Origin of the sequence: Arthrobacter sp. SAFR-023 (genome assembly GCF_051965295.1) — a bacterium.
In the GTDB taxonomy this organism is placed as follows: domain Bacteria; phylum Actinomycetota; class Actinomycetes; order Actinomycetales; family Micrococcaceae; genus Arthrobacter.
Genome location: NZ_JBQCMF010000001.1, coordinates 323217 through 337120, shown reverse-complemented (window position 1 = coordinate 337120; position 13904 = coordinate 323217). Strand labels below are relative to the sequence as shown.

Below are 13904 nucleotides of genomic sequence, written 5' to 3'. Positions count from 1 at the left end.
ACCATGACTTCCAGTACCCCTCGCAACGAGGAACTTTTCGACCGCGCCCGCCAGCTGATGCCCGGCGGCGTGAACTCCCCGGTCCGCGCCTTTGGTTCCGTCGGCGGCACCCCCCGCTTCATGGTGGCGGCCAAGGGCCCGTACCTGACCGACGCCGACGGCAAGGACTACGTGGACCTGGTCTGCTCCTGGGGGCCGGCCCTGCTGGGGCACGCTCACCCGGCCGTCCTCGACGCCGTGCACGCCGCCGTGGACCGCGGACTCTCCTTCGGTGCCTCGACTCCCGATGAGGCCAACCTGGCGGCCATCGTCAAGGAACGCGTCTCCGCCGTCGAACGGCTGCGCATGGTGTCCACCGGCACCGAGGCCACCATGACGGCGATCCGGCTCGCCAGGGGCTTCACCGGCCGCAACCTCGTGATCAAGTTTGCCGGCTGCTACCACGGGCACCTCGACGGGCTGCTCGCGTCCGCCGGCTCGGGTGTGGCCACTCTCGCCCTGCCCGGGTCCGCCGGCGTCACGGCCGCCACCGCCGCCGAGACCCTGGTGCTGCCCTACAACGACCTCGGCGCCGTCGAGGCCGCCTTCGCCGAGCACGGGCCCAACATTGCTGCCGTTATCACCGAGGCCGCGCCGGCCAACATGGGCGTGGTCACACCGGGCGAGGGCTTCAACGCCGGCCTCTCACGGATCACCGCCGCCCACGGCGCCCTGCTGATCGTCGACGAGGTCCTGACCGGCTTCCGCACCGGATACTCGGGCTACTGGGGCCTCACCGGCGGCGCCGCAGACGCCACCGAAAAGTGGACCCCCGACCTTCTGACGTTCGGCAAGGTGATCGGCGGGGGCATGCCGACGGCGGCCCTCGGCGGACGTGCCGATGTCATGGATTACCTCGCGCCGCTCGGACCCGTCTATCAGGCCGGCACGCTGTCGGGCAACCCGGTAGCCATGGCTGCCGGTGTCGCCACCCTGACGCACGCCACCCGTGAGGTGTACTCGTTTGTGGACGCGCGGTCGCTGGAACTGTCCGGCGCTTTGTCCTCCGCGCTCGCTGCGGCCGGCGTGGACCACTCCATCCAGCGCGCGGGCAACCTGTTCTCGGTGGCCTTTGGCACTTCGGAGCAGGGCGTCCACAACTACAGCGACGCTCTGAAGCAGGAGTCGTTCCGCTACGCGCCCTTCTTCCACTCCATGCTGGAGTCGGGCGTCTACCTGCCGCCGTCCGTGTTCGAGGCCTGGTTCCTGTCCGCGGCGCACGACGACGCCGCCATGAACCGGATCTTCGAGGCATTGCCCGCCGCCGCGGAGGCGGCGGCCGCAGCGAAGGCCTGAACCGCCGTCGGACTTTCCCCTAATCAAAAAAACTCTGGCACCCGCCGCGGCGGGTGCCAGAGTTTTTTGGTTTTCAGTGTCCTGCTGGCCTAGAAGGCTACGGCCACGTCACCGTTGGGCCATTCCTTCTGGATGAAGGCCTTGACCTCGGCGGAGTGGAGGAGCTCGTCCAGCTTCTTGATGCGGGCGTCGTCCTTGGACTCCGAGCGCCATGCCAGGAAGTTGGCGTACGGGTTGTTCTCGGTGGATTCCACGGCCAGGGCATCGGTGGTGCTGAGCCCGGCCTTGAGGATGAAGTTGCCGTTGATCAGTGCCAGGTCCACGGAGGGATCCTTCAGGTCGTTGATCAGCAGTTCCGGCTGGTTCTCGGAGAACTTCAGCTTCTTCGGGTTCTGGGCATCGGTCAGGGCGATGACGGAGGTGTCATCCTTGATGTCCTTGACCAGGCCGGCCTTTTCCAGCACGCGGAGCGCCCGGACCTGGTTGGACGGATCGTTGGTGATGGCGATCTTGGCGCCGTCCTTGATCTCGCTGATGTTCTTGACCTTCTCGGAGAAGGCGGCGTACGGCTCGATGTGGACGCCGGCGCCGTGGCCGAAGTCGTAGCCCTTGGTCTTGACCTGGTCCTCGAACCACGGCAGGTGCTGGTAGTAGTTGGCATCCAGCGAGCCGTCGCTCAGCGCCGTGTTGGGCGTTTGGTAGTCCTCGATCTCCTTGATGTCCAGCTTGAGGCCGGCCTTCGGGGCGAGGTCCTGGTTCAGGAACTCAAGGATCTTCGCCTGCGGAACGGGGCTGGCGCCGACGGTGAGGGTGACGGGCTTGGCCGGGTCAAGAGCCTGGCTGGACTCGGCGCTGGGGGCGGAGGAACCGCCGCACCCGGTCAGTGCCAGGGCCGCGGCGATGCCGGTGGCGAGGAGGGTGAGTGATTTACGCATGGGATGCGTTCCTTTCGAAATAACCTGGATCCCGACGGCGGCGCCGGGGAGATCCGATTCAGGCGCAGCGAGCGGCTACTCGCTGCCGTGAAGACTTTTAGCGGTGGTCCAGGCTGCGGGAGATCCATTCGCCCGTGAGCTGGATGAGCTGGACGAGGACAATGATCAGCACGATGGTGACGATCATGACCGTGACGTCGAAGCGCTGGAAGCCGTAGTTGTAGGCGAGCTTGCCCAGTCCGCCGCCGCCGACGAGGCCGGCCATGGCGCTGTAGCCCACCAGGGTCACAACAGTGGTGGTCGCGGCTGCAACGAGCGCGGGCAGGGATTCGGGCAGCATCACCTTGCTGATGACCTGCATCCGGGTGGAGCCCATCACCTGGGCAGCGTCGATCTTGCCGTGGTGGACGTCGCGAAGACATGCCTCCACCAGGCGGGCGAAGAACGGAATGGTTCCGATGGACAGCGAAACGGAGGCAGCCACCGGCCCGAGGCTGGTCCCCACGAGGAGCCGGGCGAGCGGGATCAGTGCCACCATCAGGATCGCGAAGGGGATGGATCGGGTGATGTTCACGACGATGTCGCTGACGATCCGGTTGACCACCGGCATGGGCCGCAGCCCGCCGGGGACGGTGACGTGCAGGAAGACGCCGAGCGGCAGTCCGATCAGCACGGTGAAGAAGGCAGAGATTCCCACCATCTGGAGGGTCTCGCCGATGGCCTCCGGCAGTGCCTTGGCCAGGACAGGGTTGCTGAAGATCTCGTTCACTTGGAGTCTCCCGTCTCGGCGGCGAAGTCAGTGTCCGCCGGGGCGAATTCAGCCAGTTCCGCATCGTCGGCGACTGAACCAGCGAGCTTGGCGCTGATGCCGCGGCTGCGGAGGTAGCCCAGGACGGCGTCGCGGTCTGCGTCGTCGCCCAGCTGGACCCGCAAGTGGCCGAACTGCTGGCCGCCGAGGGTTTCAACGCTGCCGGCAAGAACGTTCAGGTCAATGTCAAAATGCCGTGCCACTCCCGTGAGCACGGGCTCCTTGGCGCCGTCGCCGGAGAAGAGGATTTCCAGGACCGGCCCGGCCTGGAGCGCACCCTTGATGGGTTCCGAGGCCGGCAGGGGCAAAAGTGCCCGTGCCAGCTTGCTGTCCAGGTCCGAGGCGACCTCGGCGAGCGGACCTGACTCGATGACCCGGCCCTTGGACAGCAGGGACACGGACCCGCAGACGCGCTTCACCACATGCATCTCGTGGGTGATGATGAGCACCGTGAGCTGCAGGCGTCGGGTCAGGTCCTGGATCAGGTCCAGGATTTCATCGGTGGTGGCGGGATCCAGCGCGGACGTGGGCTCGTCGCACAGCAGGACGTCCGGGTCCGATGCCAGAGCGCGGGCGATGCCAACGCGCTGGCGCTGTCCGCCGGAAAGCTGGGAGGGGTAGGCATTCTCGAAGCCTTCGAGGCCCACAAGCTTCAGCAGCTCAGCGACCTTGGCCCGGATCTTGTCCTTCGGCGCCTTGACCAGTTCCATGGGATGGGCCACGTTTCCGGCGGCCGTGCGCGAATCCATGAGGTTCGCGTGCTGGAAGACCATACCGATGCGGCGGCGGGCGGCGCGGATTTCCGAGTCCCGGACAGAGCTCAGTTCGGTACCGTCAATGTTGACCGACCCCGACGTCGGGCGGTCCAACAGTGTCAGGCAGCGCACCAGGGTGGATTTGCCCGCTCCGGAATGGCCGATGATGCCGTGGATGGAGCCTTTGGGGACAGAAAGCGATACCCCGTCGAGGGCCACCACTTCCTTTTTCCCCTGACGGTAGACCTTGCGCAGGTCAGTGACTGTGATCATTTATCCTCAGGAGGTAGGACTTGGGCAGGGCATAGCACAAGCACGGTTCTGAACTAAATTATGTCAGCGCAGGGAAACGCCAGCCACTTCCGAACATTGTTCGCTGTCGGGCGCTTGGGCTGCACTATTGAGTGCTGATCCCGGTTATGGACCACGTGAATGGCGGCCCTCAAGGCACTTCCCGAATCAGGATGGCGGCGGAGTGGCCGCCCGGGCTTTAGCCGGGAGCTGTGATCTTCGTCCCAGTGGCTTCCGTTCTGTTCCTGCCATGTTCTCTGGCTTATTGCTGCCTCGATCTAGAAGCCGCCGCGGCTGGCGTCCTCCGGCGGCAGGACCGGCCAGTCGCCCTCGATGACTGCGGCCGGTTTGGTCTTGCGGAGGTACTGCTGGAAGTCGGCGGCCTGGCTCACGGCCCAGTCCACCTGAAGCTGGTGCAGTTGGCTGGCCGGCATGTTCAGCTTGGGGAACTTGCCGGCCATGGCATCGAGCATGCGCAGCGTCGCCAAGGCGTCCGCGGCCGATGTGTGGGCGTTCTCCAGGTCCACGCCATACTCCTCGCACAGGGCGGTCAGCGTCCGTTTGCCCTTCCGGTACCGGTCCACCTGCTTGTTCATGATGTACGGGTCCAGAACGGGGAACCGGCTCAGTTGCGGTACGCCGTAGCGGGCCGACTCGGCGGCCAGGACTGTGAAGTCGTAGCTGGCATTGAACGCGATCACCGGGACGCCGTCGTCGAAAAGCCCTTGGAGCACGGCAGCGACTTCCTTGGTGACCTCGGCCGCAGGCCGGCCCTGGCTGCGGGCGTGTTCGGTGGTGATCCCGTGGACTTCGCTGGCCTCGGCCGGAATCTCGACGCCCGGATCAGCTAGCCACTCATGCTCGCGAATCACGTTCCCGGAACTGTCCACCACGGTGACAGATGCCGTCACGATCCTGGCGGCACGGGAGTTGCGTCCCGTGGTTTCGAGGTCGAACGCGGCCCGGGGGAGAGTGTTCCAAGTGCTCATGGCTCCAAATTACCCGGAGGCACCGACAGTCAAGGTCCTTGCCCCGCGCGTGTCCGGCAGGGTGTGGGAAGACACGCTGTGGGGAGAGGCACACGGCGCCCGTCCTGGCGGCTGCTGATGCGCGCCGGCCGATAGTCTGAGGGCATGCGGGCGGAGTATGTGGAGGCGGTTTTGGCGGTGGTTGACCTCATTCCGGCCGGTTCGGCGGTGGCTTATGGCGACATCGCTGAGCTTCTTGGGGCCGGAGGGCCGCGGCAGGTGGGGTCGGTGCTGAGCCATTACGGCAGCGGCGTGCCATGGTGGCGGGTGCTCCGGGCCAGCGGGCTGGCCCCGGAGGGCCATGAGTCCGAGGCCCTCCGCTACTACTTGCAGGAGGGCACGCCCCTGCGCGGGGACCATCGCGAGTTTGCGAGGATGGGCGAAGGACGGTGGCGCGTGGATCTGACCGCCGCGCGGTGGTCGCCGTCGGACGCCGACTTTGACGCCCTGGATGGTATTGCAGAGCGGCTGGAAGCGTCGCTGCGAAAATTGTCAGTCCCGGGTGATGGAATGTCGGTGTGACCGCAACACTCGATCAGACCGCCGACGATCAAACCACCGCCGATCAAACCGCCGCCGCTCAGGCTTCCGCACTCACTTCGGAGCGGGACCACGCGGACACTTTCTCCGCCGCCCCGTTTCGCCCTGCGGGTCTTCGTTTGCTGCCCCCCCGCCAAGTGCACTCCCGGGTTCCGGTCCTCACAGCGGACCAGCGGGCCGCCGTCGAAGTGCCCCGGGGAGCTGGCCCCGTACTGGTCCCCGGAGCGCCCGGCACCGGCAAATCCACCGTGCTCATCGAAGCGGCAATCCGCAGGGTGGAGGCGGAAGGGGTGGACCCCGAGCGAATCCTCATTCTCGCCCCCGGACGGCTCGCGGCCGACACTCTGCGGGACCGGTTTACTGCCAGGCTGAACCGGAGCCTGAGCACCACCCCGGCCCGCACCTGGGCAGCGTATGCCTTTGACCTCATCCGCCGTGCCAAGGCGGAAGGGCTCCTGCCGCTGTCGAAGGCGCCGCGGCTCCTGTCAGGCCCCGAGCAGGACCTCATTATCAAGGAGCTGCTCGAGGGCCACGCCCTGCCGGGCCTCGGCCTGCCCTGGCCCGATGACCTCACGGCCGCCCTGCCTACGCGCGGGTTCCGGCACGAGGTCCGCCAGCTCTTCGACCGGATCACAGAGTCGGGCCGCACCGCCGAGGACCTCGCTGGCCTGGGCCACGCGTGCGGACGGCCGGACTGGATCGCCGCTGCGGCGCTCTACGCCGAGTACCGCGATGTCCTCGACCTCCGCATGCCGGAGGCGTTCGATCCCGCGGGCATCATCACGGCAGCCCGCCAGCTCTTTCAGGATTTCCCGGACTTCCTGGCGGCTGAACGCGACCGTCTCCAGCTGATTCTTGTGGACGACATCCAGGAAGCCAATCCGGCCGTCTTCGAACTCCTGGCCGATGTGGCCGCCGGCAAGGATGTCTACGTGACGTCCGCACCGGACACGGTGGTACAGGGGTTCCGCGGAGCGCGGCCGGACCTCGTGGCTGAGCTCCCGGGCCTGCTCGCCGGCGAGGAACGGACAGCCCTTGAGAAGCCGCTGTCCCGTGCCCACCGCCATCAGCCGGCGGTAGCCCGGGCCTGGCTCGGTGTGGCGGACCGGATTTCTCTCCGCGCAGGCGGCCAGCTCGCACGCCGTCTGGACCCGGTTGGGTCCGACCCTGCTGATATTGCCGGGGAGCCCGCTGACGCCACCCCGCCGGCAGGCGGCACCGTGGAAGCGCACCTTCTGCCCTCCGCGGTGCACGAACTGCGCTATGTGGCCCAAAGGATTCTCGACACGCATCTCAGGGACGGGCGGTCGTTCGAGGACATTGCCGTCATTGTCCGGAACGGCGGCCAGCTCAGCCAGCTGCAGCGTTACCTCTCCGGCCAGGGGATTCCGGTCCGGATCCCGGTGGCTGAATCTGCTGTTCGCGATGAAGTGGCCGTCCGTCCGCTGCTCGACGCCTACGCGGTGGCTCTGGATCCGGAAGTCCTTACGCCGGAATCCGCGGTGTCGTTGCTCACCTCCCGGATCGGCGGGGCAACGTCCCTCGAGCTGCGCCGGCTCCGGCAGTCGCTCCGGCGGGAGGAACTGCTGGGCGGCGGCGGCCGCTCCAGCGATTCCCTGCTGGTGGAGGCGCTCCTTGAACCCGGCGCGCTAGGCTCACTCGGCATCGAGGGCCGCTCGGCCCGCAGGGTCGCACGGATGATCCAGGCCGGCCGGAAGGCCGTCACTGCCCCCGGAGCCAACGCAGAGACAGTGCTGTGGGCCCTCTGGCACTCCACCGGCCTGGCGTCAGCATGGACGGCCGCAGCCCTTGCCGGCGGGTTGGTTGGAGCGCGCGCGGACCGGGACCTGGACGCCATGATGGCGCTGTTCCACACGGCCGAGCGCTACGTGGACCAGATGCCCGGATCCGGCCCCGAACAGTTCCTCGAATACCTGCTCAACCAGGAACTGCCTATGGACACCCTCGCGGCGCGTGCCCAGGTTGACGACGCCGTTGAGCTCATGACGCCTGCCAGCGCCGCAGGCCGGGAATGGCCGTTCGTCATCGTCGCCGGCCTGCAGGAGGGCGTCTGGCCCAATACCCGCCTCCGCGGCGAGCTCCTTGGCAGCACACTGTTCGCGGACGCCGTAGAACATGGCGTGGAGTATGCGCTCCAGCTCGGCCCGCTGAGCCGGCTGCGGGAGATCCGCTACGACGAACTCCGCAGCTTTTCCACGGCGGTGTCCCGGGCCAAGGACGTGCTGCTGTGCACCGCCGTGTCGTCGGAAGATGAGCAGCCGTCCTCCTTCCTGGACTACGTCGCGCCGCTGCTGCCGGACCAGGAGGGGCGCGGCTTCACCCCGGTGGAACGGCCCCTGACGCTGCGAGCGCTCGTGGCCGAACTCCGCCAGTACGCCCAGCTGGACGGCAGGCTGGCCACAGAAGCGGACGAGGCCGTGCGCGTCCTGGCCCGGCTTGCCTCGGCGGAGCCGCAAGTTCCCGGAGCCCATCCGGATACCTGGTGGGGGCTGGCCCCACTGACGTCCGTGGACCGGGTTGTGCCTCCGGGCGGCACCGTCTATGTGTCGCCGTCCAAGGTGGAATCGGTGCAGAAATCGCCGCTGGACTGGTTCGTCCAGGCCGCCGGGGGCGAGGCAGCAACGGACTTCGCCCGCAGCCTCGGCACCCTGGTGCACGCCATCGCCCAGGACCTCCCCGACGCCAGCGGAGCTGAATACCTTGCCGAACTCGTCCAGCGCTGGCCCACCCTGGGCATGAAGGACAACTGGGAAGGCAAACTCGACTTCCGCAGGGCGGAAGCCATGGTCCGGAAACTCGCGCAGTACATCCTGGTCATGCGCAGCGAGGGCCGGCGCCTGGCCGGCGTCGAGCAGGACTTCGAGGTGAGTCTGCCCGAGCCCGGCGCTGTGCCACGCGGTGATGTTCCCACCGATGCAGGACCCCGGTCAGCCGTCCTGCGCGGACAGGTGGACCGGCTGGAGATCGATGGCGAAGGGCGGCTGGTGATCGTCGACCTCAAGACGGGCAAACGGCAGCCGGGCAAGGCCGAACTGGGCAGGCACCCGCAGCTGGGCGCCTACCAGGCGGCCGTTCTGGCCGGCGGTTTTGGTGCCGCCGCCGCATCCGGGGCCGATCCGCAGCCCGGCGGCGCCGTGCTGGCCCAGCTGGGCACAACCACCAAGAGCCCGGGTATCCAGCACCAGGATCCCCTGGATCCGGCGGACAACTGGGCGATGGAAATGGTGAACGACGCAGCCGCGGTGATGTCCGGCTACGAATTTGAAGCCCGGCACGATGCGGCCAAGGCCGGTTTCGGCGGCCACGGCTGCCGGTTGCCGGAAGTATGTCCGCTGTGTGCGCGGGGAAAGCAGGTTACCGAATGAGCCGGACGGCGGAGCTGCCCGAGCCCAGATTCAGTCCCGAAGAGTTGACCGTCCTGCTGGGGGAGAAAAACCTGCCCACCGCGGAACAGTCGGCCATCATCTCCTCGCCGCTTGCGCCCCGGCTCGTCATCGCCGGCGCGGGCTCGGGCAAGACTGCCACCATGGCCGACCGCGTCGTCTGGCTGGTCGCGAACGGCTGGGTCAGGCCGGAGGAAGTCCTCGGTGTGACCTTCACGCGGAAAGCTGCCGGCGAGCTGGCGAGCCGCATCCGCGCCAAGCTCAGTGCCCTGCAGCGGACCCCCGGTGACCCCGGGGGCGCCGCTGCAGGGGCACTGCTCAGCGCCGATGCCCTGGAACCGAAGGTTTCCACCTACCACTCGTTTGCCAGCGGCATCGTCTCCGACTACGGCCTGCGCCTCGGAATCGAGCGGGATGTCGTGCTGCTCGGCGGCGCACAGGCCTGGCAGCTGGCCAGTGAGGTGGTTGAAGCGTTCGACGGCGAGTACTCGCACTTCAGGGTGGCCAAGTCCACCCTCGTCAAAGCCGTCATTCAGCTCGCGGGGGAGTGCGCGGAACACCTCCAGGAGCCGGACGGTGTCCAGGACTGGCTGATGCAGCGGCTCGCCGAGTTCGAGGCCCTGCCATATGCGGCAGGGGCAAAGAAGAACCCCAGCCAGGCCGCCGGCGAACTCGGAGCCATGCTCCGGACACGGGCAAGCGTGGCGGAGCTCGTGGGGCGGTACGCCGAAGCCAAAAGAGCGCGCGGAGCCCTTGACTTCGGCGACCTCGTGGCGCTCGCGGCACGCGTGGCCCGCGAGGTGCCCCTGGCCGCCGAGATGGAGCGCCAGCGCTACAAGGTGGTGCTGCTGGACGAATTCCAGGACACGTCGCACGCCCAGCTGGTGCTGTTCTCCAGGCTCTTCGGGGACGGCCACGCCGTCACGGCCGTGGGTGATCCGAACCAGTCCATCTACGGCTTCCGCGGGGCCTCTGCCGGGCAGCTGTTCCACTTCGTCAACGAGTTTCCGGTCTGCGACGACGGGCAGTCAGGGACGGCGTCCCGGCGTCCCGCCCCCGTTTCATACTTGACTACTGCCTGGCGGAACGGCCGCAACATCCTGGCCGCGGCCAACCTGATCTCGGCGCCGCTCAGCGCCGCCGCGGCCCAGGCCGGGCCCGCCGGGCAAAGGTCCTCCAGCGCGGCGGTGGAGGTGCCTGCGCTGCAGCCCAGCCCCGCGGCGGTGCAGGGCCGGGTGGTCATCGGCCGTTTTGCCACCGACGAAGACGAAGCAGCGGCGATCGCCAAGGACCTCCTCAGATTCAGGGCCACGGATTTCGACGGTTCCTCCTCGGAACCGCCCATTCAGCCGGCCATGGCCGTCCTGTGCCGCAGGCGCGCACAGATGGAATGCCTCCGCAAGGAGTTCGAGGCCACAGGCATCCCGTACGAAATCGTGGGACTGGGAGGCCTGCTGGACACTCCCGAAATTGTGGACCTGGTGTCCACGCTGAGGGTCCTGGCCGACCCAGGCCGGTCGGATTCCTTGATGCGGCTCCTGGCCGGAGCGCGGTGGCGGATCGGTCCGGCCGACCTCATGGCGTTCCGGGACTGGTCCGCATTCCTGGCCCGGCGCCGCGGCATGATTGAAAACGGCCGCGGCATGATTGATTCTGGCCGCGGCCTGGCCGGAAGCGATCCGTCCGGTGACGAGGATCCGGAGGCCGCCGACGTCGTTATCGAGGGCGACATCACCGATGCCGCAAGCCTCGTCGAAGCCTTGGACTGGCTGCCCAAGGAAGGGTGGACGTCCGCGCACGGCCGCAGCCTGACCCCTCCTGCACTGGAGCGGCTGCAGCGCCTGGGGACGGAGCTGCGGCAGCTCCGGGCCTTGATGGGGGAAGACCTGACAACCCTGCTGGGCGAGGTCGAACGGGCCATGCTGCTGGACATCGAGGTCGCCGCGAGGCCCGGCTTCAGCATCCACCAGGCGCGGCGGAACCTGGATGCGTTCCAGGACGCGGCCGCCGGGTTCCTGCAGACATCCCAGCGGGTGGACGTCCTGGCCTTCCTTTCGTGGCTGGAAGCGGCGGCATCGGAGGAGGGCGGCCTGGACGTGCCGCCCGGGGACGTCAACCACGAGGCCGTGCAGCTTCTGACCGTGCACGCCTCGAAGGGTCTCGAATGGGACGTCGTGTTCGTGCCCGGCCTGAACTCGGGCGCGTTCCCCAGCAGCCGTGACTCGAGGTGGAGCAGTGGCTCCGCGGCCCTGCCCTGGCCTCTGCGCGGGGACCGTGCCGACCTTCCGCAGTGGGATCTCGACCAGCCGGACCAGAAGGGGTGGCTGGACGCCGAGAAGATGTTCAAGGCCGACGTCCAGGCCCACGGGGAGGCTGAGGAACGGAGGCTGGCCTACGTTGCCTACACCCGGGCCAAGCACGTGCTCTGGGTATCCAGTGGGGCCTGGGTGGGTGGACGTGGCGGGATAGCGGAGATGTCGCCGTTCCTCGCCGAGCTGGCGCCCCTGGCAGAACAAGAAACTGCGGAAATCCACCCTGGCTCTGTCGACGAGGAATCCCTGCCACAGGAAAGTCCCCTGACCCGGGAGCTGGAGGTGGCGGCCTGGCCGTATGATCCGCTGGAAGGACCTGTGGACCCCCGCAGCGGGAACCGGTTGCGGCTTGTGCCGGGACGGCGGGAAGCGATGGACCGAACCGCGGAGCGGCTGCTCGCCGAGATCGCCGCGGTGGAAGCCGGTACGCCGGGGCTCCCCGCGGGCCAGGGGCTCCGCCCCCAGACGGCAGGCTGGGAACGCGAAGCCGCCCTCCTTCTGGAACGCCGTGCCAGGCGGGCCAGGAGCCGCGACGTACACCTGCCCGGGCACATTTCAGCGTCCACCCTGGTGGACCTGGGGGAGGACGCCGAGGCCGTGGTGCAGCGGCTCAGGAGGCCTGTCCCTCGAGAACCGGGCATGTCCGCCCGGAAGGGCACTGCCTTCCATGCCTGGGTGGAAGAGTACTTTGGAACAGCGGGCATGCTGGATCTCGGTGAAGCGCCCGGCTCTGACAACCACATTGACGAGGCCTACGGCCTGGACGACATGGTGGCTACCTTCAGGAACTCCCGGTGGGCACACAGATCGCCCGCGTATGTGGAGGTCCCCGTGGAGACCCGGATCGGCGACGTCGTTGTCCGCGGCCGAATTGACGCAGTGTTCCGGGACGCCGACGGCGGCTGGGACCTCGTGGACTGGAAGACCGGCCGCCGGCCGTCGGCAGGGCAACTGAAGACCAAGAGCATCCAGTTGGCTGTTTATCGGCTGGCCTGGGCCAGGCTTAAGGGCGTGCCGCTGGAAGAGGTCCGGGCTGCCTTCTTCTACGTGGCGGACAACCATGTGGTGCGCCCGCACGACCTCGCGTCAGGCACCGAGCTGGAAGGGATCGTGACCGCCGCCGTCGAAGGCTAGGTCGTCTTCGCGTCCACCACCGTGAGGGCAACGGTGGAGGTGTCGGCGCCAGAGGGCTTCGGAGCCTGGGCCTCGTCGTGCGGCCCGTCTTCCGCACCGGTGGATTGGGCACTGTCAGATGCGCCGGCATCCTCCGCCGCGTCATCCAATGCCGCATCATCCTCCCGTGCGTTATCCGAGGCGTCCTGCCCTGACGGCTGGTCGGTGGTGCCCCCGGCGTTCTCCCCGTCGGCCGGGATGGGCGTCACCTCGGCCGGGATGGGCGTCACCTCGACCGGGACCGGTGTCACGTCAACGGGGATGGGCGTGACGTGGACGGCGGGCATGGCCTCCGAGATGTCGGTGGCCGCCGGGGCATCCACGAGACCGGGAGCGGCCGGCGCCTGGCCGCTTGGCGGGGAGTCGGGCTTCGCCGGGGGCAGCGGTTCCACGCTGATGGGCTGGCCGCCGTATTCGGCGATGTCGTCTGCCAGTGTGGAAAGCATGCCTTCGGCCTCGGCGATCATGTCGGCGTCGGCCGCCGCGATGCCCTTGACGAGGTACTGGGCCAGCGCAAACTCGGCCGAGAGCGCGGCGCGGCGCAGCAGGTGGTTGTCCGGCGCGTCGCGGCGCTTGGCGGTGTAGTGCTTGACCACGGCGTCGACGAATTCGTGCTCATTGGAGGCCACGAGCCAGGCAAGGTCGTCCGCGGGATCGCCGATGCGCAGGTCGGTCCAGCCGGTGACTGCGGTGACGCGGTGGTCCTCGACCAGCAGGTTGTCCTCGTGCAGGTCGCCGTGCACCACGCAGGGGTTGAAGCGCCACAGCGAGACGTCTTCCATGGCGTGCTCCCAGCGGCGGAGCAGGAGGGCTGGAATCTTGCCCGTGGTCGCGGCCATGTCGAGTTCGTTGAGCCTGCGCTGCCGGAACTCGTTCGGGGTGTAACTGGGAAGATCGGCGTTGCTCACCAGCGCGCGGGGCAGGTCATGTATGGCCGCCAGTGCGGTGCCGATCTCCTTCGCCAGCTCCTGCGGGCCCGCCGTCAGCTCTTCGACCGTGCGAGTGGTGCCTTGGAGGTGGGAGTACACGAAGGTGGTCAGGTCCTGCTGCCGGACGGTGCCGGCCACGGTCGGCATGAGAAACGGCAGTTCGGCCCGGATGGCGGGCGCGAAAGCACGCAGTACCAGGAACTCCGTCTCCAGCCTGGTGCTTGCTTCCGCGTGCCGGGGTGAGCGGACGCGCCAGCGCTTGCCTTCGGCATCAAGAAGGAGGGCCGAATCAAAGTCTGCCGGGTCATCCGGGGCAGAGCTCACTGCAGTCGGGCTCAGTCCGGGGACTGCCGCGGTGGCCACAGCTGCCAGTTCGATTGGTTCTCTTCTCACG

Annotated in this window: 9 protein-coding genes; 4 read left to right on the top strand and 5 right to left on the bottom strand. The window is 67.9% G+C overall.

Annotated features, from left to right (window positions below):
- Window positions 1-3 precede the first annotated feature (3 nt).
- Window positions 4-1335, top strand: a complete 1332-nt coding sequence (gene hemL, locus ACTHQX_RS01530; protein ID WP_236804218.1) for a glutamate-1-semialdehyde 2,1-aminomutase — start codon at window positions 4-6, stop codon at window positions 1333-1335.
- An 89-nt stretch (window positions 1336-1424) separates the two neighbouring features.
- Here the strand turns inward: hemL and ACTHQX_RS01525 are convergent, their stop codons facing one another.
- The 4 genes from ACTHQX_RS01525 to ACTHQX_RS01510 form a co-directional block, all read right to left on the bottom strand.
- A complete protein-coding gene (locus ACTHQX_RS01525; RefSeq protein WP_440155346.1) occupies window positions 1425-2270 on the bottom strand; it encodes a MetQ/NlpA family ABC transporter substrate-binding protein in 846 nt (281 codons plus the stop codon).
- Window positions 2271-2367: 97 nt separating this feature from the next.
- Window positions 2368-3039, bottom strand: a complete 672-nt coding sequence (locus ACTHQX_RS01520) for a methionine ABC transporter permease (protein ID WP_236804214.1) — start codon at window positions 3037-3039, stop codon at window positions 2368-2370.
- The gene (locus ACTHQX_RS01515) at window positions 3036-4106 is read right to left on the bottom strand and encodes a methionine ABC transporter ATP-binding protein (RefSeq protein ID WP_440155345.1); all 1071 of its coding nucleotides are present in this window, start codon (window positions 4104-4106) and stop codon (window positions 3036-3038) included. Before ACTHQX_RS01515 ends, ACTHQX_RS01520 begins: the two co-directional genes overlap by 4 nt.
- 296 nt (window positions 4107-4402) lie before the next feature.
- The gene (locus ACTHQX_RS01510; RefSeq protein ID WP_440155343.1) at window positions 4403-5113 is read right to left on the bottom strand and encodes a 3'-5' exonuclease; all 711 of its coding nucleotides are present in this window, start codon (window positions 5111-5113) and stop codon (window positions 4403-4405) included.
- Between the two features lie 144 nt (window positions 5114-5257).
- On the opposite strand from ACTHQX_RS01510, the gene ACTHQX_RS01505 reads away from it, so the two are divergent.
- The 3 genes from ACTHQX_RS01505 to ACTHQX_RS01495 all read left to right on the top strand — a co-directional run bounded on the left by ACTHQX_RS01505 (window position 5258) and on the right by ACTHQX_RS01495 (window position 12542).
- The gene (locus ACTHQX_RS01505; protein WP_440155341.1) at window positions 5258-5674 is read left to right on the top strand and encodes an MGMT family protein; all 417 of its coding nucleotides are present in this window, start codon (window positions 5258-5260) and stop codon (window positions 5672-5674) included.
- Between the two features lie 155 nt (window positions 5675-5829).
- Window positions 5830-9078, top strand: a complete 3249-nt coding sequence (locus ACTHQX_RS01500; protein ID WP_440155493.1) for an ATP-dependent helicase — start codon at window positions 5830-5832, stop codon at window positions 9076-9078.
- Window positions 9075-12542, top strand: coding sequence for an ATP-dependent helicase (locus ACTHQX_RS01495; protein WP_440155340.1), 3468 nt, complete (start codon window positions 9075-9077; stop codon window positions 12540-12542). The genes ACTHQX_RS01500 and ACTHQX_RS01495 overlap by 4 nt, the downstream gene beginning before the upstream one ends.
- Here the strand turns inward: ACTHQX_RS01495 and ACTHQX_RS01490 are convergent.
- The gene (locus ACTHQX_RS01490) at window positions 12539-13903 is read right to left on the bottom strand and encodes a phosphotransferase (protein ID WP_440155338.1); all 1365 of its coding nucleotides are present in this window, start codon (window positions 13901-13903) and stop codon (window positions 12539-12541) included. The genes ACTHQX_RS01495 and ACTHQX_RS01490 overlap by 4 nt on opposite strands.
- Between the last annotated feature and the right edge of the window lies 1 nt (window position 13904).

Coding starts and splice junctions, on each gene's coding strand:
- ACTHQX_RS01510 (WP_440155343.1), bottom strand. CDS start 5,113: ATGAGCACTTGGAACACTCTCCCCCGGGCCGCGTTCGACCTCGAAACC.
- ACTHQX_RS01515 (WP_440155345.1), bottom strand. CDS start 4,106: ATGATCACAGTCACTGACCTGCGCAAGGTCTACCGTCAGGGGAAAAAG.
- hemL (WP_236804218.1), top strand. CDS start 4: ATGACTTCCAGTACCCCTCGCAACGAGGAACTTTTCGACCGCGCCCGC.
- ACTHQX_RS01525 (WP_440155346.1), bottom strand. CDS start 2,270: ATGCGTAAATCACTCACCCTCCTCGCCACCGGCATCGCCGCGGCCCTG.
- ACTHQX_RS01495 (WP_440155340.1), top strand. CDS start 9,075: ATGAGCCGGACGGCGGAGCTGCCCGAGCCCAGATTCAGTCCCGAAGAG.
- ACTHQX_RS01505 (WP_440155341.1), top strand. CDS start 5,258: ATGCGGGCGGAGTATGTGGAGGCGGTTTTGGCGGTGGTTGACCTCATT.